Annotated in this window: 21 protein-coding genes and 1 pseudogene; 5 read left to right on the forward strand and 17 right to left on the reverse strand. The window is 62.2% G+C overall.

What is annotated here, in order from left to right; genetic code table 11:
* Nucleotides 1–555: 555 nt before the first annotated feature.
* Nucleotides 556–1482, reverse strand: a complete 927-nt coding sequence (locus AC0L2V_RS29380; protein ID WP_473521892.1) for a LysR family transcriptional regulator — start codon at nt 1480–1482, stop codon at nt 556–558.
* A gap of 131 nt (nt 1483–1613) precedes the next feature.
* Here AC0L2V_RS29380 and AC0L2V_RS29385 point away from each other — a divergent pair, with 131 nt between their 5' ends.
* Nucleotides 1614–2150 carry a phosphoribosyl-AMP cyclohydrolase gene (locus tag AC0L2V_RS29385; RefSeq protein ID WP_473521893.1) on the forward strand — a complete coding sequence of 179 codons (537 nt, stop codon included), beginning with the start codon at nt 1614–1616 and terminating at the stop codon, nt 2148–2150.
* 245 nt (nt 2151–2395) lie between these two features.
* Nucleotides 2396–2530: pseudogene (locus AC0L2V_RS29390) on the forward strand (FAD-dependent oxidoreductase); the annotation flags it as partial.
* Nucleotides 2531–2687: 157 nt separating this feature from the next.
* Here the strand turns inward: AC0L2V_RS29390 and AC0L2V_RS29395 are convergent.
* From AC0L2V_RS29395 to AC0L2V_RS29410, 4 genes are all read right to left on the reverse strand, one after another.
* The gene (locus AC0L2V_RS29395) at nt 2688–4016 is read right to left on the reverse strand and encodes an aspartate aminotransferase family protein (protein WP_473521894.1); all 1329 of its coding nucleotides are present in this window, start codon (nt 4014–4016) and stop codon (nt 2688–2690) included.
* A gap of 85 nt (nt 4017–4101) precedes the next feature.
* The gene (locus AC0L2V_RS29400) at nt 4102–5250 is read right to left on the reverse strand and encodes a phosphotransferase enzyme family protein (RefSeq protein ID WP_473521895.1); all 1149 of its coding nucleotides are present in this window, start codon (nt 5248–5250) and stop codon (nt 4102–4104) included.
* Between the two features lie 169 nt (nt 5251–5419).
* Complete coding sequence (locus AC0L2V_RS29405) at nt 5420–6088, reverse strand: haloacid dehalogenase type II (protein ID WP_473521896.1); 669 nt, start codon at nt 6086–6088, stop codon at nt 5420–5422.
* 199 nt (nt 6089–6287) lie between these two features.
* Nucleotides 6288–7229 (reverse strand): LysR family transcriptional regulator, encoded by a 942-nt coding sequence (locus tag AC0L2V_RS29410; RefSeq protein WP_473521897.1) that lies wholly within the window; start codon nt 7227–7229, stop codon nt 6288–6290.
* A 21-nt stretch (nt 7230–7250) separates the two neighbouring features.
* Between AC0L2V_RS29410 and AC0L2V_RS29415 the strand changes: the two genes are divergently transcribed.
* The 3 genes from AC0L2V_RS29415 to AC0L2V_RS29425 are packed head-to-tail and all read left to right on the forward strand — an operon-like array spanning nt 7251 to nt 10110.
* A complete protein-coding gene (locus tag AC0L2V_RS29415) occupies nt 7251–8420 on the forward strand; it encodes a four-carbon acid sugar kinase family protein (protein WP_473521898.1) in 1170 nt (389 codons plus the stop codon).
* Nucleotides 8407–9399: a 4-hydroxythreonine-4-phosphate dehydrogenase PdxA gene (pdxA, locus tag AC0L2V_RS29420; RefSeq protein ID WP_473521899.1), complete on the forward strand. Its 993-nt coding sequence runs from the start codon at nt 8407–8409 to the stop codon at nt 9397–9399. Before AC0L2V_RS29415 ends, pdxA begins: the two co-directional genes overlap by 14 nt.
* A gap of 18 nt (nt 9400–9417) precedes the next feature.
* Nucleotides 9418–10110 (forward strand): beta/alpha barrel domain-containing protein, encoded by a 693-nt coding sequence (locus AC0L2V_RS29425; RefSeq protein ID WP_473521900.1) that lies wholly within the window; start codon nt 9418–9420, stop codon nt 10108–10110.
* A 507-nt stretch (nt 10111–10617) separates the two neighbouring features.
* On the opposite strand, the gene AC0L2V_RS29430 is transcribed toward AC0L2V_RS29425, so the two are convergent.
* The 12 genes from AC0L2V_RS29430 to AC0L2V_RS29485 form a co-directional block, all read right to left on the reverse strand.
* On the reverse strand, nt 10618–12072 hold the full coding sequence (locus AC0L2V_RS29430; RefSeq protein WP_473521901.1) for an aldehyde dehydrogenase family protein: 1455 nt from the start codon (nt 12070–12072) through the stop codon (nt 10618–10620).
* Complete coding sequence (locus tag AC0L2V_RS29435; RefSeq protein WP_473521902.1) at nt 12069–13343, reverse strand: NAD(P)/FAD-dependent oxidoreductase; 1275 nt, start codon at nt 13341–13343, stop codon at nt 12069–12071. Before AC0L2V_RS29435 ends, AC0L2V_RS29430 begins: the two co-directional genes overlap by 4 nt.
* A 61-nt stretch (nt 13344–13404) precedes the next feature.
* Nucleotides 13405–14574 (reverse strand): alanine racemase, encoded by a 1170-nt coding sequence (locus AC0L2V_RS29440; protein WP_473521903.1) that lies wholly within the window; start codon nt 14572–14574, stop codon nt 13405–13407.
* 19 nt (nt 14575–14593) lie between these two features.
* Nucleotides 14594–15412 carry a GNAT family N-acetyltransferase gene (locus tag AC0L2V_RS29445; RefSeq protein ID WP_473521904.1) on the reverse strand — a complete coding sequence of 273 codons (819 nt, stop codon included), beginning with the start codon at nt 15410–15412 and terminating at the stop codon, nt 14594–14596.
* Between the two features lie 301 nt (nt 15413–15713).
* Nucleotides 15714–17018: an NAD(P)/FAD-dependent oxidoreductase gene (locus AC0L2V_RS29450; RefSeq protein ID WP_473521905.1), complete on the reverse strand. Its 1305-nt coding sequence runs from the start codon at nt 17016–17018 to the stop codon at nt 15714–15716.
* A 210-nt stretch (nt 17019–17228) separates the two neighbouring features.
* Nucleotides 17229–18263, reverse strand: coding sequence for an L-threonine 3-dehydrogenase (tdh, locus tag AC0L2V_RS29455; RefSeq protein WP_473521906.1), 1035 nt, complete (start codon nt 18261–18263; stop codon nt 17229–17231).
* Nucleotides 18263–19450: a glycine C-acetyltransferase gene (locus tag AC0L2V_RS29460; RefSeq protein ID WP_473521910.1), complete on the reverse strand. Its 1188-nt coding sequence runs from the start codon at nt 19448–19450 to the stop codon at nt 18263–18265. Before AC0L2V_RS29460 ends, tdh begins: the two co-directional genes overlap by 1 nt.
* A 38-nt stretch (nt 19451–19488) precedes the next feature.
* Entirely contained in the window at nt 19489–20433 is a 945-nt protein-coding gene (locus AC0L2V_RS29465) for a homoserine kinase (RefSeq protein WP_287122247.1), read from the reverse strand.
* A 33-nt stretch (nt 20434–20466) separates the two neighbouring features.
* Nucleotides 20467–21972, reverse strand: a complete 1506-nt coding sequence (thrC, locus tag AC0L2V_RS29470; RefSeq protein WP_473521907.1) for a threonine synthase — start codon at nt 21970–21972, stop codon at nt 20467–20469.
* Nucleotides 21954–23204 carry an NAD(P)/FAD-dependent oxidoreductase gene (locus AC0L2V_RS29475; RefSeq protein ID WP_413468416.1) on the reverse strand — a complete coding sequence of 417 codons (1251 nt, stop codon included), beginning with the start codon at nt 23202–23204 and terminating at the stop codon, nt 21954–21956. Before AC0L2V_RS29475 ends, thrC begins: the two co-directional genes overlap by 19 nt.
* Before the next feature lie 115 nt (nt 23205–23319).
* Nucleotides 23320–24198: an ABC transporter permease gene (locus AC0L2V_RS29480; RefSeq protein WP_091593974.1), complete on the reverse strand. Its 879-nt coding sequence runs from the start codon at nt 24196–24198 to the stop codon at nt 23320–23322.
* A 35-nt stretch (nt 24199–24233) separates the two neighbouring features.
* Nucleotides 24234–25184: an ABC transporter permease gene (locus AC0L2V_RS29485; protein ID WP_473521908.1), complete on the reverse strand. Its 951-nt coding sequence runs from the start codon at nt 25182–25184 to the stop codon at nt 24234–24236.
* Nucleotides 25185–25374: the final 190 nt, after the last annotated feature.

Genomic DNA, 25374 nt, shown 5'->3' on the forward strand with positions numbered 1-25374 from the left:
CCGTCCCCCAGGTTCTCCGCGCACGTAGGCAAGGAAGACCCTGTGGGCGTAAGCGGAAACGGGAGATACTTAGGCGCCACTGCACCAGCATTCCGGCTCGAAAACTCAAACCTGAAGTTCACAGGTTCAAATCCTGCACTAGTCACGCAACGGCAAAACGCGGCCCATTTTGTGCCCAAGCACTCTGGACGAGTACAACAACAGTACAACTCAGAGAAACGGAACCACCTAAGTTATTGGATATGCGTTGCTTTTCGCGATGTCCGTCCAATCCATCATCGGCGCGATGGCGAATCTCATATGTCTTTCAATCATTTATACACATTTTTTAAACGGCACTGAGATTGGGCAGACTGACATTGCCGACCACTATGATATGTGACCCATTTCATTCTATTTTCAAAGCGTAACCATCAATGTCACTCAACACCGCTTTTCTGCTTGAGGGGATTTTTCCTGTTGCCCGATAGCACGGCTGCTGAGGTTTTCGGAGGGACGGCCGGTCCCGGCGCCCACCAGCAGGTACAGGAGGCAATCACTCAAGGCAAACGCGCACTAGGGAAACTGCTCTCCGCGGGCTGCTCGGATTTCCTCCTTGACCGCCACAAGAGCGGCGGTCAGCTTCTCGAAAGCCGAATTCATGGGTGAGCTACGACGCCAATGAAGGGCGATCTCATGTCGCGCTTCTGGATGATCAAGACGGCGAAGGATGAATTCCGGGTCCCGGATCGCCTCTCCCAAAGCATAAAGCGATGGCAACACCGCGACACCAGCGCCCATGACAGCCATTTGGCGAACGGCGTCAAGGCTCGCGCCCTGATAGTCCCGGCTAACCTGCGTTCCCGCCAGTGCGGCAAGTCGCTCGACGATCTCGGTGAGCCGGTATCCCGGGCTCAGGGACAGAAGCGGCTTCGCGGCAAGATCCGCAAGCGTAACGGGGCCGTCTGACGATGAGAGGGGATCATCGGCCGCGGCGCAGATCCACAGAGTTTCAGTGAACAACGGGCGGGTGCGAAACTCGGGGTTTTCCGTCGGGGAACCGATAACCGCATCCAACCGCCCCTCACGCAAATGGTTCAGCAAATCGCGCGTTGCACCCTCCTGAACGGCTAGCCTGAGATCGGGGAAAGAGGCGTGCAGTCGGCGGGTCGCCAATGGCATGTAGTAGGCTCCGACCGATGGCAGCACGCCGATGTTGAGGCGCAGGTTCAGCTTGCCATCGGCGTGTCTGGCCAAGCCCCGGAACTCTTCCAGATCCCGCAAGATCGCGCGCGCTCTGGGCAAAAGGATTTCACCCAGTGGCGTGAGCTGCACACGCCGGGAGGTGCGCTCGAACAGGGCGATGCCAAGTTCCGCCTCCATGGTCGCGAGCTGTTTGGACAAGCTGGGCTGGCTGACGGCCAGCTCCTGAGCGGCTGCGCCAAATGCGGACTGATCGGCGACCGCCACAAAATACTGAAGCTGGCGGAACGTGGGGCGCATGATGAATGTTCCTTTGATTGATAGCTGGAAGCTATCGATTCAACAGAAAATTACCATTGGTTTCATCGATCTCCGGTCACCAATTGATCCCCGTGGGCGGCGACGCCCGTGTAGCAAACGGAGAAAACAGAATGCTCAACAAGATAGCGATGTCAGCCAGCGTAATTGCCCTGATGGCCGTGGGATCCGCGCAAGCCAAGGGAATGACCCCGGTTACGGCGGACGAAGTCGTCGCGCTTCAGAAAGCCTGGGGCGAGGGTATTGTCGACATCGGGCAGGTCTTCACTGATGGCGGCGACTACAGAGCTGCTGCCGAGGAGCATCTCAAGAAATTCTATGCCTACGGAAAGGAAGAAGTTCTGTTCAAGCCCACCCTTGCAAACGAAGACCAGTTCCGCGGCACTTTCGAGGAAGCCTTGTCATATTTCGTCACGGGAGTTGTGAGCGAAGACAAGGGATTCGCGACTGCGCCCTACACCGAGGTGCGCTGGGAAAACGAAGGCACGATCGTCGACAGCGATAGTGCCATGTCGATGGGCAACTACTATTTCACGAAGACGGACGGCTCCGAGACCAAGGTCGAATACTCTTTTGGAATTGAGCGAATGGGTGACGGTCAGCTGAAGATCGTCCTGCATCACTCGTCGCTGCCTTATTCGCCAAACTGATCTGGGTGTAAGACGAGAACCTCTTCAGGTTGCGGCAGTAGACGAGCGGGGCCGGATCGACCGGCCCCGTTTCGCTTTTAGGGTGCCCGCACCTTGCCCGGCGCGGCCTGGGCCGACCGTTAGTTCCGCCAGGATCCTCACCCAACTGCGTATCCCCTTGCGGAGTCGTTCGACATCGTACCGCTCGTTAGGGGCATGAATGGCGTCGTCAGGCAGGATAAAGCCCGTCACTATGCTATCGACGCTATTCAGGACATGGCGCGCAGCTCTCGACGCTGATCGGAAATGTCCTGGCGGACATTGCAATGGGCCGCACGGATACCAATCCAATCGGCGGCATGGACTGGAATGCCGTCCCGCTGCATACCGGCAAGCCGTGATTCCTGCCAATGGTGGGCACCTATTATCGGCTGAAGGATATGCTTGCCTGATCCAGCCGACAGGCCCCAAAGCGGCCGACCCGACACCGCCAATCTCGGCATGCATTGACCAGGACCTGGGAACCAGGACCTGGCCACCTGCGCGCGGGCATGCGGTCTAGCCTGCGACCTTGATGAGCGCCCGCTCGATGGCTGCAAGGAAGAGGTCGACATGCTCGGCCTGGCAAACGAGCGGCGGGCGCACTTTGAGCGAATCCTCGTTGGCCCCTGTCGTGCTGACAAGGACGCCGTCGTCGCGCAGTGCGTTCACCACATCCAGCGCCATTGCCCGCCGGCTTGCGGCCGGGGCACCCTCACGCCCGATGTCGATGCCAAAGAACAGACCGGCGTTTCGGATAGCGCGAACTCCATATGGCTGCTGTGCGATTTTCTCCAGCCCGGCCCGGAGGCGCTGGCTCATGGCAAGCGCTTTCTGGGGGATCTGGTCGCGCTGCAGGATCGCCAGCACGGCGTCGGCGGTCGCTATGCCAACCGTATTTCCGGCGAACGTGTTGGAGTAGCGAGCGGTTGCGCCAAATTGCTCCATCGGTGCTTTGCGACCGACGACCGCGCCAATTGGAAATCCGTTGCCCATCGGCTTGCCGAGGGTAGCGAGATCGGGAACGATCCGGTGCCGTTCAAAGCCCCACATATGAGCGCCGGTTCGCCCAAAACCCGGCTGAACTTCGTCGGCGATGACGAGACCACCTGCCTCTCGCACTGCCGCAACTCCACCGGCGATGAAGCCGGGGGGATCGACCCATACGCCATCGCTGGAAAAAATACTGTCGATGAGCAGGGCCGCAACGCCGATGCCACGACGGTTCAGATCTACGATGGCCGCACGTACTTGCGCCTCGAAAAAGTCCGCAGCCTGGGCTTCCGGCACACCCTCCGGCCCCGGCAGGGAGACCATGCGCACGAATGGGCTGAGCTTGACGGCGTCGCCCAGGTTCGGGGAAACCGCGGCGACAGCCGCGCTGGTGCCGTGATAGGCGTAGGTCGAGACGATCACGCCTTCATTGCCGCTCGCAAATCGCGCGATACGCAGGGCCAGATCGTTGGATTCACTCCCCGTGCAGGTAAAAACCACCCGGTCGAGCTCGCTTGGGAAAGTGTCGACCAGTCGCTCGGCATAGTCGATAAGTTTTGGCTCGAGATAGCGCGTGTTGGCGCTTATCCGGCCCGCCTGTTCAGCCATTGCGGCGTTTACTTCTGGGTGGCAATGGCCGAGCGACGGCACGTTGTTGTAGAAATCAAGATAGGCACGCCCGTCAGGGTCGTAGAGCCACATGCCTTCGCCGCGAACGAAGTGGACGGGCCGGCGGTACTGAAGCCGATAGGAGGCCCCAAGTACTTCGTCACGGCGAGCAATGAGCTCGGACTCGCGCCTCGGAAGATCGGATTCGCCGGGCCTGTAGCGATTAGGCATGAGATCTGTGGACATGTGCTGCTGCCTATCTGAAAGAGTGCTTTGATCAATTCGCGGTTCGTCTTTTGGCTACCGTGCCGGTCGAGCGAACCGAGATGCGTTACGGCTGAAACGACGACATTGCCGCCAGGACGGCTGCCTCGCCCGATGCGACACCAAGAGGCGCCAGGATGGACAGTCCGTGCTCGGCACGCGCGACATTCTTTTTGATGTACTGGGCATCGGCCGGAAAAAGGTGGGACCGCCAGTAGTTGACCAGGATCAACGCGCTTTGTCGCGCCCGCATCAGTCCGACGAGCAGTTTTGCTTCCAGCGCCGAAAGTGCAATGACGGAGGCGTAGCCGGCAATAAGATGCTCGGCTCCACCCAAAGGAAGTGTCGAATCCGCTACGACGTGACTTGCTGCGATCGCCAGGTCCTGGATCCTGGGGCTCCAGCAGCCATCGCCGAAATCGATGAAACCCATTCCCTGGTCTGTCACCATCATGTTGAACGGGCTGGGATCATTATGCGTTACCTGCCACGCCACATCAGCGATTTGTGGCTCAACGAGCTCCGCATACTCCGACATCGCGACGCGTACGCTCTCGGCAATGCTCAGGGATGGCAGGTATTGCTCCAGTTCCATCAACCTCGGCCAGCAACCGATGTGCCAAAGAACGGGACGGTGAGCCGCGGGCACACTGACCAGCTCAAGAGCCAGGTCCAGCCGGGCGAGAGCACTGCCGGTTCGAAAAAGCAGGTCGGGAGTTCGCGTCGCCTGGTGCAGCGGAATGCCCTCGATCCGGGTCTGCAGGTACCCGCATGTCCCCTCTTGCTCGAACATCCCCTCTTGCTCGAACATCAACGCGCCGCTGGTCGTGCGGAGCACTTCGGGTGCGACGAAGCCGGTGAACCCTTGCAATCCGGCCATAGCGGCGGCTTGAAAACGAAAGCTGTCGACCGCCTCCGCTGTTGCCGACGTCTTCAGGATCAACCGGCGGCCGTCCAGCAGGTTGACGTCAACGGTGCGCTCAACCTCGGAGGACAATGTCGCGATCGATCCGGTCAATCCGTAGTGGCGCTTCAGCAGTGCCGCCGACATGTCCGGTTCGGAAGCGCCCGGCCGCATCGCCAGGCTTGCGGCGGCAGCGCGAAAATAAGCTTCGGTTGAAGCTGCCGCGTAAGCCAGATGGTCGCGTCCTGCCGTCATGGAGCCATTGAGCTGACCAGCTTCTTCATCGGGGACCAGATCACCATAAGCACCCAATTCGAAAGATCCTCGCCTGTTGGGGAACCGTTGTCCTTCATGCTTCGACAGAGGGAGCGCTCCAGCGATGACGCCCTGCAGTTCCATTTCTCGCGGTGTTTGAGACGGCGCCGCTGGCCGCCCTCGAAAATTGGCGCAGTGCTCTGCGGGGCTCCGGCCTCCTCGCCCCTCAGAGTCCGAAAACGCCGGGCAGCTGCGTCACATCGCGGATTTCGGTGTATTCGTAAAAGGGATTGGCCGGCTCGTGGCCGCGATTGACCCAGACCTTGCTCTTGATCCCCAGATCATAGGCGGACATCAGGTCGTGGCGGAAAGACGAGGACACATGCGTGATATCCTCCGGGCCGCAGCCCAGCATGTCGAACATGTATTCGAACGCCTTGAAGTGCGGCTTGTAGGCACCCGCCTCTTCAGCGGTCAAGACGGCATGAAAGGGCGCACCGAGCTTTGCCACGTTCGACGGAATCTGGGCCACCATGGAGTTCGTCAGGGTGACCAACGGAATTTCCTTGGCCAGCTTGGCCAATCCCTCGGGGACGTCGGGATGCGGCCCCCAGGTCGGGATGCGGTTGTAGATCGTTTCGGCGTCTTCGGCACGGAATGCGACGCTGTTGCGGCGGCAGGTGCGTTCCAGTGCGTTGTGAACGACATCCGCATAAGGCTTCCAGTCCTGCATCACCTCGTCGAGGCGATAGCCCTGGAAGTTTCTGATGAATTCGTCCATGCCCGGCCCATCCAGAAGATGACCGAACAGGTCCCTGGCGGCTTCCGCCATCTGGAAATTGATGAGCGTGCCGTGGCAATCAAAAGTCACGTATTTCGGCCGGAAGCGATCCATGTCCTTGGTTCCTGTCAATCTGCCCTATCAGCAGAGCATAATCGCAGGCGTTTGGCAGAATGTGCCGCAATGCGAGGTCATCCGGCAGAAGGCTCTCCGGTCGACCGAAAAACCAGCACGCCCTTTCGCAGTGCTGTCTCTTTCCCTGTCTGAGCCGATACGGGCGCAAAGGCGACCTTATTTCTTGGTTTAGCTGTTCTCAAGCACCTGCCGCTTGAACGATACTCTCGGACTCTGCGGTCAGCCAATCGCGCAATGCGGAGAGGCCGCTTGAAACAGTGATCGACTTCGGATGGATCAGGCCGTAGTCCGTCCCGTCGCGATCAAAGCCGAGTGGTGCTTCCAATCGCCCATTCGCGACGTCATCCGCTGCAATCGCCTGGGGGGCAAGAGCAACGCCAAGACCACCCAGGGCCGCTTCTGTCATCAGGAAATGATGATCCAGCAATCGGGTCGCTCGAGGACGCGGCGCAGCCATGTGCGCGTCGAGCCACGCTTCCCAGGCATCCGGTCGCGTCCGTGATCCGAGCGCCACATAGTCGCCACTCTCGAACCGCTTGCGCAGGGATGGCAGCATGACCGGACCGACGCGCTCGGGCATCAGCCTGATGATGGTCCATTCCGGGTCCACCGGAAAATCGAGACGGCGGATCGCAAGCGTCACCCGGTCACGCGCGAAGTCGAGCCCTCCGCCGCCGGTCGACAGATGCACCTCGACATCCGGGTATCGATCCTGAAACCCGGACAGGCGCGGGATCAGCCAGCGCATCGCCAGCGAGCGCTCGCAGGACAAGATGATCGGAATGGGCGTCGAGCTGGATCTGATCTCTGCCAAGGCATCAGTGATTAAATGGAACGCCTTGCCGGTCGCCTCCGCCAGCTTCGCGCCATCGGAGGTCAGACGCACCCCGCGCCCGTCCGCTTCGAGCAAGCGCAAGCCAAGATCGGTGGAGAGTTTGGAGACGCGACGGCTGACTGCACCATGCGTCAGAGCGAGTTCGGCCGCCGCAGCACGCACAGACCCCAGACGCGCCACTGTTTGGAAGGCACGCAGATCGTCGAGTGAAGGTAGGTCAGATCGTTTCATTGGTGATTTCATATCACCATAAATCGTCAGATCATATCGATATTCGGTTCTCACCGTTCTGCTATTCTCACCAACATGAAGCAGACCACATCTCTCCTCGTCGGGATAGTCGCCGACGATCTGACCAGTGCTACCGACGGCGCGGCGGCCTTTCTCGCGAGAGGCTATGCACCTGTGATCAAGCGACAGGTCGACGGCGCGGAGAATGGAGCTATCACTTCTATCGATACCAACAGCCGCGCCTCCGACATCTGGCAGGCGACAAGGGCTATCGCCGACGCCGTGTCGGCCCTCTCGCATGCCCGCCTTCTGTTCAAAACGATCGATTCGACCCTGCGCGGCCATATCCGCGTGGAAGTCGCCGCCGCCTTTCGCGCCAGCGGCCGGAGCAGGCTTGTCATCGCTCCAGCCTTTCCCGAAGCGGGGCGGCTCACCGTCGGCGGGATCCAGACGGTGAATGGCATTCCCGTGAGTCAAAGCGTCTACGGCCGCGATCCAGTCCATCCCGCAGGCACATCGGACATTGCCGATCTGGTCGACCCATCCCTGGGGAAACCAATCATTATCGCCCCAGACAGTTCCGGCGATGCGGCGACGAAAGGGTCCATTCTGATCCTCGACGCCGACAGCCAGGACCTACTGAACCGGCAGGTCGCCGGCATCCCCGATCCTGAGACTGTTCTTTGGGTGGGCTCTCCTGGTCTCGCCATCGCGCTGGCATCGCTGGTCCCTGCAGTGCCGGATGAACGCCGGGTAACGGGTAAAGCCGCCGGGCGGGTGGTGATCGTCGCAGGAAGCGCCAATCCGGTGACGCGCGCCCAATGCGAGACCTTGCAGGTACAAGGCGTTCCCGTCGTCAGCGACCTGGCCGACCCTCCCGGCGACGCCCGTGTGATTTGTCTTCGGGCGCCGCTGCAACGGCAGGAGAATGCCAGCGCGGTGATGACGAACCTCGCCGGACAAGCAGCCGCGGCGGTCACCGGGCGCGACTATGACGCGGTGATCGCCACCGGCGGCGAGACGATGGCCGCGATCCTCGATCGCCTCGGCATCAACGGGTTCCTTCTCACCCGCGAGTTGGAGCCCGGCTTTCCGGTTGGCCGCGCCGAACGGGCGGACGGAACGTCGCTCACCATCGCCATGAAGGCGGGAGGCTTCGGCTCAACCTCGGCACTCCTTGATGCCGCCCGCGACCTGCTGGCCAAACCGCTTTCAAGAAAGGCTCTTCTCCATGACCGCCCATGACGCTCCACTAGCCGTGACCATGGGTGATCCCTCCGGCATCGGCCCCGAGATCATCGCAAAAATGTATCTCCGTCGACCGGACAAGCGACACTGGATCGTCGTCGGTGATCCGCTGGTGATGACCCACGCCCTTTGCGCGCTTAACTCTAATGTGCGGGTTCGGCCGATCGCCTCCGTCGATGAGACCGTGCTCGATGACGGAACCCTCAACGTGCTTTGCTCCTCGCAGCTTTCCGCCCTGCCACCGGTCAGCCAGGTTTCGGCCGTCAGTGGACGCGCGGCGTTCGACGCCATCGTTGTCGCGATCGGACTGGCGCGGGACGGTTGGGTGGGCGGCATCGTAACGGCGCCGATTCACAAGGAAGCACTCGCAGCAGCCGGTTTGCACTATCCCGGCCACACCGAAATCCTGGCCGATCATGGCGGGGCTCCCAAGGTCGCCATGATGCTGGCGAACGAGGACATTCGCACGGTCCTCGTCACCATCCATTGTTCGCTGTCCGAGGCGATCCGCAAAGGCGATTTCGCGGCGCAGATGGATGCCATCCGGTTGGCCGATGCCGGTGCGAAGGCGCTCGGCATCTCCCATCCGCGCGTCGCCGTCGCCGGCCTCAATCCGCATGCCGGCGAAGGCGGTCTCTTCGGAGACGAGGAAATCCGCATCATCCGGCCGGCGATCGAGGCGGCCCGTGCCGAAGGTATCGACGCCTCCGGCCCATGGCCAGGCGACACCGTGTTCATGCAGGCCCGTAAGGGCCGGTTCGACATCGTGGTCGCCCAGTATCACGACCAGGGTCTCATCCCGGTCAAATATATGGGCCTCGACCATGGCGTGAACGTCACGCTGGGCCTGCCATTCGTGCGCACCAGCCCCGATCACGGCACCGCCTTCGACATCGCGGGGTCCGGCGTTGCCGACCCCTTCAGCCTGGAGACCGCCTTCGACTACGCCCTTAGGCTGAAGGCCTCCCTCCCCTAACCAGAAAGCCGTCACCCCATGACCCAATTCGACTTCATCTTCATGCTGACACGCAACGACCGCACGGTGACCGACGCCGCCGTCCACGCCGAAACGGCGCTCGGAGCCGGAATCCGCCACATCGGCTTCAAGGACATCGGCCTGCCGCTCGACGCGCTTGCCGCCCTCGCCCGCCAGATCCGCGAGGGCGGAGCCAACACTTATCTCGAAGTTGTATCGCTCGACCGCGACAGCGAGATCCGCTCGGTCAAGGCGGCGATCGACCTCGGCGTCGACTTTCTTCTCGGTGGCACCCATGCCGAAGAGGTGCTGCCGCTGCTGGAAGGGACGCCCATCCGCTACTATCCGTTTCCGGGTCGCATCGTCGGGCACCCGAGCATTTTGGAAGGATCGCAGGCCGAGATCGTCAAAAGCGCCGTCGCGCTCGCCAGCCATCCCGGTGTCGCCGGTCTCGACCTTCTCGCCTACCGTTCGGCAGGCAATGTGCCATCGCTGATCGACGCTGTGTGCCGGGCCGTGCCCAAGCCCGTTATCGTCGCGGGATCGGTGGACCGGCCCGATCAGATCAACACCATTCGCAACAGTGGCGCAGCGGGATTTACCGTCGGCACCTCCGCGCTGGACGGCCGGTTCCCGGCAGAGGGCCCCGCACTGGAATTCCAGCTGCGGGCGATCTCGGCGTGCCTCGAAGGACATCACGTGGGAGGTTAGTCCTGGTCAAAATAATCTAATCACAAATTGAACTCAGCACGGCGGCGCTTCAAACGATCGAGGAAGCTCCAGGCCAGAGTTCTCTGCCACTCCATTCGATCGCATAGACAAACGCCCTGTCGACGCACCTGCCCGCACGCCGCCGTAACATCGAGGTCCTTGATGCCACGCCCGCTCGTCGAACGGGCCAGACCGGTGATCTCAGACACCCCCGCAAGCCCACAACCCGCAGCACGAGCCTCAGTCGCAGCGAATACCCGGCGGCCACGCTCGTCCGCTTCGAGCGGTCCGCCTCCACCGCTGCTCGATTCCGCGTCGGTCGATCATGCCCGACAGGTAATCCACAAAGCGACCGAATAGAATCGCAACCTGATGAGTCAAACCGACGCAGACGTCACCAAATCCGATTCAGTCATCAATCGACATGTTCTAACTGATTAGCGATCCGCTCAGCCTACAGGCGTAGACGGCGCCAGCTGCGCCCTCTGCGCCTGGCGAAGATGTCGCCTAGAAATAGCCGACGATGGATTTGACCTCGAGATACTCCAACATGCCTTCGATGCCATATTCGCGTCCGTTTCCGGACTGCTTGAAACCGCCAAACGGGGCGTGCGGATCCCAGGCCGGGTAGTTGAGATGAACCTGACCGGCGCGGATCCGCGAGGCGACGTCCCTGACGACGCCCATATCCGTGCCCTGCACATGGGCCCCCAGCCCGTAGACCGTATCGTTGGCGATAGTGACAGCCTCCTCGACTGTGTCGTAGGGGATGATGCAGAGAACTGGCCCGAAGACCTCTTCCTGGGCAATGCGCATGCCTGTGCGCACGTCGGAAAAGATGGTCGGCTTGACATAGAACCCGACGCTCAGATCGTCCGCGCGACCCGACCCGCCGGTGAGGAGCCTGGCGCCCTCTGAAATGCCGACGCCGATCATGGTTTGGATGCGGTCGAACTGGGAACGGTTGGCGATTGCACCGTGAGTGGTGGCTTCCGAAAGCGGATCGCCGACGATGATCTGGGCTGCGGCCCTCTTGGCGACCGCCTCGATCTCGGACAGCCGCTCGCGCGGCACGACCATACGCGTCGGCGCGCTGCATGATTGGCCGAGATTGCGGAAGGCGGCGGCGACGCCCAGCGAAACGGCACGATCGAGATCGGCGTCGGGCAAAATCACGTTCGGCGACTTGCCGCCGAGCTCCTGTCCGACGCGCTTGACCGTCGGCGCGGCGGCCTGGGCCACCGCGATGCCGGCACGGGTCGAGCCGGTAATGGAGATCATGTCGACATCCCTATGGGAGGCGAGACCCATCCCCACGCCTGGGCCGTCACCATTGACGAGGTTGAAGACGCCGGCAGGGAAGCCGGCTTCCTCAATCGCCTCGGCAAACAGCAGCGCGTCCAAAGGAGAGAGTTCGCTTGGCTTGAGCACGACCGTGCAGCCTGCGGCAAGCGCCGGCGCAACCTTGGCGGTGATCTGGTAGAGTGGCCAGTTCCAGGGCGTGATCAGGGCGCAAACACCGATCGGTTCGTGGGTGACGGCGGTGTGGCCGCGCTGCACGACGAAGGGGAAGGTTTTCAGGACATCGCGAGCGACTTGCACATGGGCGATCGCGAGCGGCACCTGCGCGGTGCGCGCATATCCGATCGCCGCGCCCATTTCGAGGCTCAAGCATTGCGCAAGCAGTTCATTGCGCGCTTCGAGCAGCGCCTGCAGGCGATCAAGCAGACCCGCGCGGTATTCCGGCCTGGTACGGCTCCAGGTGGCGAACGCCCGGCGGGCCGCTGCAACGGCCGCGTCCACATCCCAGCTGTTTCCGAGCGGAAACCGGGCCACGACCTCTTCGGTGGCGGGGTTCACCACGACGCCTTCGGCGGTGCCCTTCGGCTCGACCCATTGACCGTCGATGAAGAACTTGTCCAGGCGTCCGTTGCGGGACAGGTGTTCGAGGGGCGAAATCATGTGACAAGGTCCTTCATGCGGTAATAGGCGCCGAGGATCGGCAGGAACCAGGGACGCCCAAAGTATCCAGGGATCGCCGGCCAGTCGAAATCCTTCCAGGGGTTCAGGTCGGGACGCCCGTCCATGACATCGGCCATGATGCTGCCCATCAGCGTCGACATATGGGTGCCGTGGCCGCTATAGCCCATGGAGTAGTAGATTCCGTTGCGCTCCCCGGCGCGCGGCAGGCGGTCGCGGGTCATGTCGACCATGCCGCCCCAGCAGTAATCGATGCGGATGTCGGCCAGTTCCGGATAGACCTCGACCATCGCCGCTTTCAGGATCCGGCCGCTCTTCTCGTCGGACTGCGGGTTGGATACTGCAAACCGGGCCCGCCCGCCGAACAGCATGCGATTGTCCGGCGTCAGCCGCCAGTAGACGACGAGATTGCGCGTGTCGACGACATTGCGTCGGGTCGGCATGAGGCGCTCGAGTTGCGAAGGCGACAGCGGTTCCGTCACGACCAGGAAGGCGCCGACCGGCACGATGCGGCGGCGGATCCATCCGAGCGGACCGACCTGGGAAATGCCGCTCGCCAGCAGGACCTGGCGCGCGACGATCTTGCCGCGCGGGGTCTCGACCTCATGCTCGTCGGCGACCTTGCGCAGAGCCATGACGGGGGCGTTTTCATAGACCTCTGCGCCCCGCCGCGCCGCCGCGGTTGCCAGACCCCGGACGAAACGGCCGACATGCATGCTGGCGCTCTTGGGAAACAGCAGCCCGCCATGGTAGCGGCTGGTGCCGACTTCAGTTCGCAGGTCGGCGCGCGCGATCATCCTCGTCCCGGGATCGACATTTGCCGCCAAGAGTTCCTGGCTGCGCGCCAGCACGTCGTAGTGCTCAGGCTTGGCGGCAAGCTTGAGCTTGCCGACGCGGGAGAAGCTGCAGTCGATCTTTTCTTCCTGCACCAACCGCTCGACCATATCGACGCCGGCGTCGAAAGCCTTGTAGAGGGCGTTTGCGGCCGGCTTGCCGTGCTTGCCGGCCATGATTGCATAGTTCTGGGCAAAACCGTTGTTGCACATCCCGCCATTGCGGCCGGAAGCGGCGTTGCCGATCGTTTCGGCCTCCAACAGTGCAACCCGGGCGCCCTTTTTGGCGAGGGCCAGCGCGGCGGAGGATCCGGTCAGGCCGCCGCCCACAACCGCCACATCGTAGTCGCCTTCGAGTGGTTTGGACGCGCCCTCATTGAACGGCTGAGAGGTATCCAGCCAATAAGATGTAAACTTCATGATTGCACTACCAGTGCGTCAGTTTGCATGGGCGCCATGCAAAGCGTTGCGATTGCGGCCCCTACCATCCGCGGATCCGCTCCCAACGCGCTTCGATCCGGGGACTGTCCTCGTTGACGACGCTGTAGAAATGATGCTGGGCGGCCATCGCGCAGGCATGGTTGGGCAGAATCCGAACCCGAGCCCCGAGCGGCAAATCGGGCATGGACTTTCCAGAACCGGCACGAATGGCGAGGATACCGTGTTCCTGGCTGGCCTGCGCCACGATCACATCTTCGAAAACCCGCCCCTTTTCGTCGCAGACCACGCCGTAGCCCTGGTCGATCTTCTGGTTTGCGGTTCCGCGGTCGCGCGAAAGCGCCATCCATCCCGCGTCGACTAGCACCCATCCCTTTTCCGGCTTGGCGCCGATCACCGTGGCCAACACGGAAATCGCGATGTCGTCGATGGCACAGACCCCTACTCCGTGCTGGACGAGGTCGAAGAACATGTAGACCCCGGCGCGCAGCTCCGTGACGCCTTCGAGGTTCTCCGCAAAGTGCGCCGTCGGCGTCGAGCCGAGGCTGACGATCGGGCAGGCATGGCCGTGGGCGCGCAAAGTTTCGGCGGCGCGCACGGTGGCCGAACGCTCGTCCTCGGCTGCCTTGACCAGTGCATAGGGCGTGCTCAAGCCATAGGACTCGCCGGCATGGGCGAGGACGCCGACCAGGTTGGCGCCGGCTGCGACGATCCTGTCGGCCACATCGAGCAGCTTGGGATCGTCCGGCTTCAATCCGCCGCGATGGTCGTCGCAGTCCAGTTCGATGAAGACGGACGGCGTCACACCGGTGGCTTCGCGTACACCGGCCAGGGCGTCGGCCTGCTCCACGCAATCGAGCAGCAGCTTCACATCAGCGCCGGTGCGGCGACAAAGCTCCATGGCGCGGACGGCCGACGCCGGCGACATGCCGACTGCATAGGTGATGTCGCGAAAGCCGTGGCCGGCGAAATACTCCGCCTCGGCGATGGTCGAGACCGTGATCGGGCCGGGTTCGCCGGGGAACACATGTCGGGCGACGTCGATGCTTTTGGCCGTCTTCATATGCGGGCGCAGCACGACACCAAGCTCTCTGGCATGCTCGGCCAGACGCTGGATGTTGCGCTCGATCCGGCCCCGGTCCAGAAGCAGCGACGGGGTGATGAGGGCATCGATCGTTTGTGCCGCCTCACGGATATTTACATTCGTATCCATCGCTACCCTACCTCATTCCTTAACCGAACGACTGATTTGCCAAGGCATACATGCGGGCCGTCCCGTCGCAGACGGGCCGTCGCCCCTTGACCATCGCGATCACATCACCGACACGCGCGAGGCTCAGGCTCTCCAGCCAGTCGCCCAATCCGTGTTCGGCATAGACGTCGATGCGCACGAATTGACCGTGAAGCGTCGCAAGCTGGGCCAGGATCAGAAGCCGCGCGTCCTGGGCGCTTTCTGCTGCAACAGGGCCGACGACATAGCCGCGGCCGAACCGCCTGGCGATGGCGTAGCCTGCAATCCGCCCCGCGCGTTCGATGACCGAAACATTGCCCGCATCAGCGAGGCCAGCCACCATCGACGGCCGGGGCATGCCTGTGGCCCGTTCGTCGAAGGCCTGGATTGCCGCGAGGTCGGAGACCGTCACCTGACGGATGTCGTCGCGGGTACCCTGCGTCACGGCAACGGTCAGCGGGCCCTGGTGCTGAACCACCGTACCCCAGGCAGTGAACCCGCGTCGCTTGTAGAGTGCGAGCCCCTCTTCCGTCGAATTGAGCAGCACGCTGCGCCCGTCCGTGGCCTGAAGCAACCCGTCAAAAAGCCGGGAGCCGTTGCCGCCGCCTTGCGCGGAGCCGGTTACTATGATCATCCCGGCAGTGGCATAGGCCTGTCCGTAATTCCAGGACATGGCAGTGCCGATCACCTGTCCTGCCCGCTCGAGGACCAGGCCATTGCCGACCTTCACGGCAAATTCCCAGTCCTCCTGGAGATAAGGCCAGCCCATCTCCTGCGACAGCTTCAGCGCGCCCGGCACATGGCGGGTCTCGATTTTCATCAGCTCGGTCGGGACGCTGACGCTATCTCTGTCATGCTCAACGGTCATGAGTGCAACGCTGTCGCTTGATCCAAAGTCACATTTGTAGTCGGACCTTAGAGTGGCGTCCGGCGGGTAGATTTCGCTGCTGTTATGCCCCTTCAATTCAGCGGGATCATTCGTTTTGAGCCGTCCGTCGGCATGCCATATGGCGCAAATCGGGCGAGGAACGCGGCAAGACCACTCGGGCGTCGTCAGGCGAGGTGCAACGCAGACCTCAGCGGCATCTTTCGGTCGCAGCCTGCCACTCGCCTGACCAACCTCAATGCAATTTGAGACGCGGACGGACAACCCGGTTGACATGGCCGACCAGGATAAGAGCCAGGCCCTTGATCCAGCCATGTATGGCCACCAGGTGCATGCGGTACAAAGACACGTAGATCATCCTGGCGAGCCGCCCTTCGATCGCCATCCGCCCTCCGACGAGATTTCCCATCAAGCTGCCGACGGTGGAAAACCGGCTCAACGACACGAGCGAGCCCTTGTCCCGATAGACAAATGCTTCCGGCGTTTCCCCGGCAATCAAGTGAAGAATGTTGCGATAAGCGGTCGATGCCATCTGATGGGCGGCCTGAGCGCGTGGCGGCACCGGGCCGCCTGCCCCTTCCGGCTTGAAAAAGCAGCAATCGCCGATAGCGAAGATGCGCTCGTCCCGGCTCGTTTGGAGGGTGGGAAGGACGACAAGTTGCCTGCTGCGCGCCACCTCAAGTCCGTCGAGCTCTCCCAGAATATTTGCCCCCTGCACTCCTGCAGCCCAGACGCAAATATTGGCGTGTATCTGCTCCCCGGTAGCACACCGCAGTCCCTGTTCCGTTGCTTCGGATACAGCCGTGTTTGCGAGCACCCGGACGCCGAGGGCCTCAAGTTCCTGATGCGCGGCCTTTGCCAAAGCTTCTGGGAGAGCCGGAAGAATCCGCGGCCCGGCCTCTATCAAAGTGACCCTCAGCCGGGTCTCGTCGAAGACTTCCAGGCCATAATGTCTGAGCGATGATGCAGCATTGTAGAGTTCAGCGAGTTCGACGCCTGTCGCGCCGCCACCGACGATAGCTATATCAACAAAGGCGTCGTCGGTTGAATCAGCTGACATTGTCCTGGAAACTCGAAGACAATGATTCAACAACTTCAATCGAAAGCGATCCGCTTGGTGACGGTCTTCGAGGAAAAGGCAATGATCCTTGACTCCGGGAGTGCCGAAGTCGTTTGAAACCGACCCGATTGCGATAACGAGGTAGTCGTATCGGAGCCGATGTCGACCGACCAGTTCCGACCCGTCATCGTCGAATATCGGCGCCACTGTGACCTGCCGCGCGGTGCGATCGATGGCCTCCAGCGACCCGTAGAAGAAGCGGTAGCCCCAACGGTGCCCGTGGCCGCGGTAGCCCACTTCGTCAAGATTTGCGTCGAGTGATCCGGCCGCAACCTCATGGAGCAGCGGCTTCCAGACATGGGTGTGGTTCCGCTCGACAAGAATGATATCGAAATCCTTGCGGCCGAGACGTGCTCCGAGCCGGCGCACGAGTCCAAGACCTCCAGCCCCACCGCCAACGACGACAATTTGGGTCTTCATTCGTGCTTGCCCGGTCCGTAGCGGAATGCTTCTCGACATGACCAACCGCCTGTCAACGGCTGGTGCGCCGGATGGCAATCAAGTCCTGGATTCGATAGCCCTGAATGATAAAGAAGCGTCATCATCGCCCTCACGAACTCAAAAATCGCGCTATTCCCGGGCGTTCACGCCGCGAATGGCGAGCCCTGTAGTCCAGCCCCAAGGCCGCCCTCACCAATCCATGACAACCTTGCCGGAATTGCCGCTCTTCATCGCATCGAACCCGGTCTGGAAGTCGTCCACGCCGATGCGGTGGGTGATCAGCCCACTGACATCGAGCGGACCCTGCACCAGCGCGATCATCTTGTACCAGGTCTCGAATATCTCGCGGCCATAGATGCCCTTGAGATGCAGCATCTTGAAGATGACCTTGTTCCAGTCGATCTCGAAGCCGGTCGGCGCAATGCCCAGAATGGCGATCTTGCCGCCATTGTTCATGGCGTCGATCATGTCGCGGAAGGCGGGTGCCGCACCCGACATTTCGAGGCCGACGTCAAAACCTTCGGTCATGCCGAGCGCCGGCATGACATCGTGCAGCTTTTCCTTCGACGCGTCGACGACATGCTGGACGCCGAGTTTTTTCGCCAGCGCCAGCCGCAGCGGGTTGATGTCGGTGATGACCACCTTTCGCGCGCCGACGCACTGCGCCACCAGCGCAGCCATGATGCCGATCGGCCCGGCGCCGGTGACCAGCACGTCCTCGCCGACCAGATCAAAGGACAGTGCGGTGTGGACCGCATTGCCCAGCGGATCGAAGATTGCGGCGATCTCGTCGGGCACGTCGTCGGGGATCGGCACGACGTTGTGCTGCGGGATCGCCAGATATTCACCGAAGGCGCCCGGCCGGTTGACGCCGACGCCGAGCGTGTTGCGGCACAGATGCCCCCTGCCCGCCCGGCAATTGCGGCAATGGCCGCAGACGATGTGGCCTTCGCCCGAAACACGCTGGCCGATCTTGTATTCGGTGACCGCCGCGCCGAAGTCGGCGACGGTGCCGACGAATTCGTGGCCGGTCACCATCGGCACCGGCACGGTCTTCTGCGCCCACTGGTCCCAATTGTAGATGTGGACGTCGGTACCGCAGATCGCGGTCTTCTTGATCTTGATCAGAACGTCGTTCGGGCCAATCTCCGGCACCGGCACTTCTTCCATCCAGATGCCCGGCTCGGCGCAAGATTTAACGAGTGCGCGCATCATGTTGGACATCAGCCAATCACTCCAAGTTCGCGGCCTACCTCACCGAACGCAGCCACAGCCCGGTCGATATCGGCGGTCGAATGGGCGGCCGACATCTGCGTCCTGATGCGGGCCTGGCCCTTGGGCACGACGGGGAAGGAAAAGCCGATCACGTAGATGCCGCGCTCAAGCAGCATGTCGGCCATTTGCGAAGCCAGCGCGGCATCGCCGATCATCACCGGAATGATCGGGTGGTCGGCTCCCGCCAGCGTGAAGCCCGCTTTTTCCATGTTGGCGCGGAAGCGCGAGGCGTTGTCGTAGAGCCGGCGGCGCAAGCCGCCGCCCTGCTCGATCATATCCAGCACCTTCAGCGAGGCCCCGGCGATAGCAGGCATCAGCGTGTTGGAAAACAGATAGGGACGCGAGCGCTGGCGCAGCCATTCGACCACCGGCCTGCTCGCCGCCGTGTAGCCGCCCGAGGCGCCGCCCAATGCCTTGCCGAGCGTGCCGGTGATGATATCCACCCTGCCCTCGACGCCGCAATGCTCGGCCGAGCCGCGCCCGTTCTTGCCGACGAAGCCGACGGCATGGCTGTCGTCGACCATCACCATGGCATTGTACTTGTCGGCGAGATCGCAGACGCCCTTCAGATTGGCGATGATGCCGTCCATGGAAAATACACCATCGGTGGCGATCAGCTTGAAGCGGCTGCCTTCGGACTTCTTCAATTCCTCCTCGAGCGCCGCCATGTCGTTGTTGGCATAGCGAAAGCGTTTTGCTTTGGAGAGCCTGACGCCGTCGATGATCGAGGCGTGGTTCAGCGCGTCGGAAATGACCGCGTCCTCCTCGGAAAGCAGCGTCTCGAACAGACCGCCATTGGCGTCGAAGCAGGAACCGTAGAGGATTGTGTCCTCCATACCGAGGAAGCTCGATATCTTTGCCTCGAGCTGCTTGTGTTCCTCTTGTGTGCCGCAAATGAAGCGCACCGAGGCCATACCGTAGCCATAGCGGTCGAGTGCCTGCTTGGCCGCATCGCGCAGCTCTTCGCTGTCGGCGAGGCCGAGATAGTTGTTGGCGCAGAAATTGAGCAGCTTGCGACCGCCAACCTCGATTTCGGACGACTGGGGCGAGGTGATGACTCGCTCGCGCTTGTACAGGCCCTCCGACTCGATCTGCGAAAGCAGCTCGCCAACGTGGTCTTTGAGAGTCGGTGCCATCGTGCTTCCATTTCCATTGGTGATCTTCGCGGTCTTGCTCATGCGACTTCTCCCCGGAGCACGCGCAACATGCGCTCGAAGTGGCTTGGATCGTGTGCTTTGAGGAGCGCAGCTTCCCGGGGCTGGTACAGATCCCAGAGACGCGATAACCAAAAACGAAATGCTCCAGCGCGCTGCATCGCAGGAAGCAATAGGCGTTCGGGTCCAGTGAGCGCGCGAACTGACTCATACGCGCCGAGAAAGGCGGCAACTTGCTTAGTGTCTTGGCGGCCGGTGCCACTATCGACGCACCAGTCATTGAGGCACACGGCTATATCGAAAAGAAAGGTGTCGCATCCGGCGAAGTAGAAATCGAAGACGCCGGTCAGGTGACCACCTTCAAACAACACGTTGTCGCGAAAGAGATCAGCGTGCACCGGCCCGCTTGGGAGTTCCTCGTAGGTGGAGGACACGGCGATCTGGTTCTGAAAGGCCAGTTCGCTCGTGAGCAGCGAGCGCTGTCCCTCAGATACGCAGCGGCCGACCACCGGCACCACCTCGTTCCACCATTCGAGGCCGCGCGGATTGGCCTGCCGCCGTGGGTAATCGCTCCCGGTCACGTGCATTCGCGCCAGAATCTCCCCGACAGCGCGACAATGCGACTCTGTCGACGCCGTCACGCTCTCGCCAGGAAGCCTGTTGACGATCACGGCAGGCCGGCCTTTTAGTGTGTGAAGGATTTCGCCTCTGACGTTGGCAACCGGATCCGGGACCGGCATTCGCCGCGCCGCAAGGTGCTTCATCAGGTGAAGGTAGAAGGGCAATTGCTCGAATGTGAGCCGCTCGAACAGGGTCAGCACATATTCGCCTGCCTCGGTGTCGACAAAGTAGTTCGTGTTCTCAATTCCGCTCGCGCTGCCGCGAACGGAGTTCGGCTGTCCCAGGCCCAGAGCCTGAAAGAAAGTTGCGACTTCGTTAGGTGACAACTCGGTATATACGGCCATGGCGAAAGAGGTCCCGGTCGTGGAAGCAGCCTTTCAGCAAGCCTGCAGCGTTTCAGCGATGTAGGTCTTCACGGTCTGTGCATCGGCGGAAAGCAGTTTGAACCGTCTCGGCAAATCCTCTATGCCATCGAACCTTTGTGGACGATCCGGCTCGCGGCCCAAAGCCTCCCTGATGGTCCCCGCAAACTTGACCGGCAGGGCCGTCTCGAGCACGATCATCGGCACATCCGAAACCGAATGCTCGCGCGCGACCTTCACGCCGTCTGCAGTGTGTGGATCGATCACCGCGTTGAAGCGGTGCCACGTGTCACGGATCGTCTGCAACCGGTCGGCGTGGGTGCTCTTCCCGCTGCGGAAACCAAAATGGTCCGCCGCCTTCCCGAAGGCCGGATCCCCGCTGAGATCGAACGACCCGCTTTCGCGCAGTTGATCGTCGAACAGCGATCTCGTCCGGCTGGCGTCGCGACCGAGCAGGTCGAACACGAAACGCTCGAGATTGGAGGCCTTGGAAATGTCCATGGATGGGCTCGAGGTTTCATACGTATCCGCCCGGCCCCGCACGCGATACACACCGGTGCGGAAGAACTCATCGAGCACGTCGTTCTCATTGGTCGCAATGACGAGACGGGAGATGGGAAGTCCCATCATGCGCGCAACATGACCGGCGCAGACGTTGCCGAAATTGCCCGAGGGAACGGCGAAGTCGACCTCTGACGAATTCTCTTCCGTCACCTGAAAATAGGCAGAGAAGTAATACACCACCTGAGCGACCAGCCGGGCCCAGTTGATCGAATTGACGGCGCCGATCCGGTGGCGCCTCTTGAAGTCAGCATCGCCGGACACGGCTTTCACGATGTCCTGGCAATCGTCGAACACCCCTTCGATGGCAATGTTATGAATGTTGTCGTCCTGCAGGCTGAACATCTGGGCTTGCTGGAAGGCGCTCATGCGTCCGTGGGGCGACATCATGAAGACGCGGATGCCCTTCTTGCCGCGCATGGCATATTCCGCCGCGCTGCCCGTGTCGCCACTGGTTGCCCCGAGGATATTCAGCTCCACACCCCGCCGCGCCAGTTCATACTCGAGCAAATTGCCGAGCAACTGCATCGCCATGTCCTTGAACGCCAGGGTGGGACCGTTCGACAGTTCCGCCACATGGAGACCGCTTTCAAGCGTTCGCACGGGCGCGATCCTGGCGGTCCCAAAAACCTCGGGCCTGTAGATCTTTGCACAGATGGCCTTCAGGTCAGCGGGCGGAATATCGTCGATGTAGAGCGACAGGATTTCAAAGGCGAGCACCGGGTAGGACAAGCCCCGCCACCGATCCAGCGTGGCATCATCCAGCCGAGGGTAGACCTCAGGCACATAGAGGCCGCCATCCGGGGCAAGGCCTTCAAGCAGAATCTCGCAAAACTTCCTGCGTTCGGGATGGCCGCGCGTGGAGATGTAGTGCATGTGATGCTGTTCCTTGTTGCCGCTATCGTTCGGCAAGGGTCGAGTGACCGCCAACCGTTCGGCCTTCAGCGGCTGGCGCGCCACCAGGCGATACGGTCCTGCAGGGCGTAGCCCTTGATAACGGCCGGGATGAACCACGGATTGCCGCGATAGAACGGGACGGCCGCGGGCGGCCGAAAGTCGAACGCGGTGCGCGCCTGCTCGCCGTGTCCCATCAGCTTGTGAGCCGCACGTGTGCCGACCCATGGCGCCCAGACCACGCCCGAACCGCAGAATCCGGTGGCATAGACCACGCCGTCCTTCTCGAAGATCCTGGGCAGCATGTCACGGTGCATCGCCACATTGCCGAACCAGCTATGCGAAAGACGAACGTTCTCCAGTTCTGGGAAAATTTCGCCGAGCCCGTTGCGCAAACGCAGCGTCGGGGCTGCCGGATCGCCTGCACGCGAGCTGTCGCGCCCGCCGAGCAGAATGCGTCTGCCGTCCGGCGAAGGGCGATAATAGAAGCCAAGCTCGCGGCCCTCACCCATCATCATCCGCTTCGGCATCAGGCGCGCCATCAGCTCAGGCGCGAGTTCCTCGGTGGCAATGATCCGGCTGCGAACCGGCACCAGCCGGCGGCGCAGGAAGGGATTGGCGCCGTCGGTATAGCCATTTGTGCAGACCAGCACCTGCCGCGCCTGCACCGTTCCGGCCGAAGTGGCGACGCGGAACCCCGAGCTATCCCTTTCAATCGAGGTCACGGGCGTGTTCGAATGCACCGCCAGTCCCGAAGCGAGCGCCACCCGCAGGAGCTCCGCGTGGAACTTGGCCGGGTGCAGCCCGCCGATGTCCATCCTGACCATGCCGCCGCGATAGAAGTCGGTGCCGACATAGTCGCGCTGCTTTGCATATGGAACAGCGTAGGATTCGATCCCCAGTTTCCTTGCCAACGCCTCGGCGCCGCGGGCCATCTTCTCGTACTGTTCATATCCGATGGCGCCCTTGAACAGGCCAACCAGTTGAAAGTCGCAGTCGAGCTTTTCCGACTTGATGAAATCGTAAAGGAATTCGCGCGCGACCTTGCCCTCGGCCTCGATCGCCATGGCTTTTTCTTCGCCGAAGCGCCGGGTGATCGTGGCGTAGTCCAGCCGGATGCTCCCGCTGGTAATTCCGCCATTGCGCGACGAGGCCCCCTCGCCCGGATTCATCGCATCAAAAGCTGCAACCGAGCGCCCCTCGCGCGCCAGCGCAAGCCCGGCCGAAAGCCCGGCATAACCGGCGCCGACGATCGCCACATCGACTGTCCTCGCCAGGGGCTGCGGCGGCAGCGGCATGACGGGCGCCGCCTCCCACCAGTAGGGTGTGCTCTTGTTGGCGACTTTGGGCTCGTGCACGTGAGGGACTTCTCGTTGCGGTTTCAGGAGGCTGGGTCGGTCCATGCCGGCGAGGTCAGACACGGTCGTCCCGCACGTCGAGCGCATCGCGCAACCCGTCGCCGATGAAATTGAAGCTTGTCACGGCAATGGTGATGGCGGCGCCGGGAATGATCGCCAGCCAGGGCGCACTGTCCAGATACTGCTGGGCGCCCTCGAGCATGTTGCCCCAGCTCGGCAGCGGCGGCTGAATGCCATACCCCAGGAAGCTGATATAGGCTTCCAGGAGGATCGCGTGGGCAACCGTCAAAGTAGCGGCCACGATGATCGGGCCCATGGCGTTGGGCAGGATCTCGCGAAACATGATATGCGCGCCGCTAAGCCCCAGCATGCGCCCGGCCAGCACAAACTCGCGCTCGCGCAATGACCGCACCTCGGCCTCGACAATTCGAGCGACCTCCATCCAGCTGGTGACAGCGACGATCACGGTGACCATGGCCGGGCTCGGCTTCAGTGCCGCGGCCAAGGCAAGCAGCAGGAATATGGAGGGGAATGACAGGAAGCCATCGACCGTGCGCATCAGCGCTGCGCCGATCCAGCCGCCGCGGTAGCCCGCGATCACGCCGACGAGCGTTCCGATCATCGTCGACAGCAGCATGGCAAAGAAAGCCACCAGCAGTGAGGTCCTCCCCGCCATGAACAGTCGCGCCGCCACGTCCCGCCCCAAAGGATCGGTCCCAAGATAGTGGTCGCCCGTCAGCGGCGGTGCAAAGCGGGCGCGCAAATCGATGTATAGGGAATCATAGGGCAGGAGATGCGGGCCGAAGACGCATGCCAGCGTGAGAAGGGTGATCATCGTGACTCCCAGCAACGCCAGATGATGGCTGGTGAAACGGCGCACGGTGCGGCTGCGCCACCAGCGGCTTGGTCCTGCATTTGCGGCGAGAGCGGTCATTTCGGGTGCCTCCTGTTGGGTGTGAGGTTACGCGCTCAACCCAGACGAATACGCGGGTCGACGATCGCCACGGCAATATCTGCGATCAGGTTGCCCAGAATGACGAGAATGGCCGAGAACATCAGCAGTCCCATCACGACCGGGTAGTCGCTGTAGCCGAGGCTGTCCAGGAACAGTCGACCCATCCCCGGCCAGGTAAACACTGTCTCCGTCACCAGCGCGCCGGTCAGGATGCTGGGAAGCTGCACCCCGGCCAGTGTGATCATCGGCAAAAGCGCATTGCCGACGACGTGCTTCATGATGACTCGGCGCTCGCTCAGGCCCTTGGCGCGGGCGGTCTTGACAAAATCCTGGCCGATGGCGTCGAGCGTCGCCGATCGCATGTAGCGGCTCCAGATCGCGACATGCACCAGCGACAGCACGATGCTTGGCATGATCAGGTGATGCAGGTAGTTCAGGACCGAACCGTCGCCGATCGTGTACATGTTGCCTGCAGGCAGCCAGCCCAGCTGCAAGGAGAAGATGTAGATGCCGACGAGCCCGAACCAGAAGGTCGGGATCGACAGCGCGACCATGGCTCCGACCGTCGCCATATGGTCGAACAGCGAATAGCGGTGCGTGGCGCCACGAATGCCGATCCAGGTGCCGATGGCGATCGCAATCGCGGTGGACGTCCCCATCAGCAGCAGCGTCGCAGGGACGTGCCGGCCAATCACTGCCAGCACAGGCGCGCCGTCGCGGAAGGAGTGGCCCCAATCGCCCTGGAGAAGCCGCCAGGCCCAGTCGAAATATTGGATCAAAAGCGGACGGTTCAGGCCCAACTGCTCTTTCAGGCGCTCGAGATCGTCCTGCGTCATGCTGGGATCGAGCCCGAATTGCGCCAGCGGCCCGCCAGGCAGCAGGTTCAGGACGAGGAACCCGATGACCGAGACGATCAGGAGCAGGATGAGGCTCTGTGAGAGCCGGTTGAGCAGGAAGCCGCGCATTCATCTCTCCTCTTTCAAGACAGCGCCCATCTTTAAGACGGGGCCATGACTGGCCGCCGCCCCCCCCCCGGCGGGGGGGGGGGGTTGGGGGCCCCCGCGGCCGGGGGGGGGGGCGGGGGGGGGGGGGGGGCGGCCCCCCCGGGGGGGGGGGGGGGCGCGGGGGCGCGGGGGGGGGGGGGGGGGCGCGCCG

It is taken from the genome of Mesorhizobium sp. WSM4814, assembly GCF_055811595.1.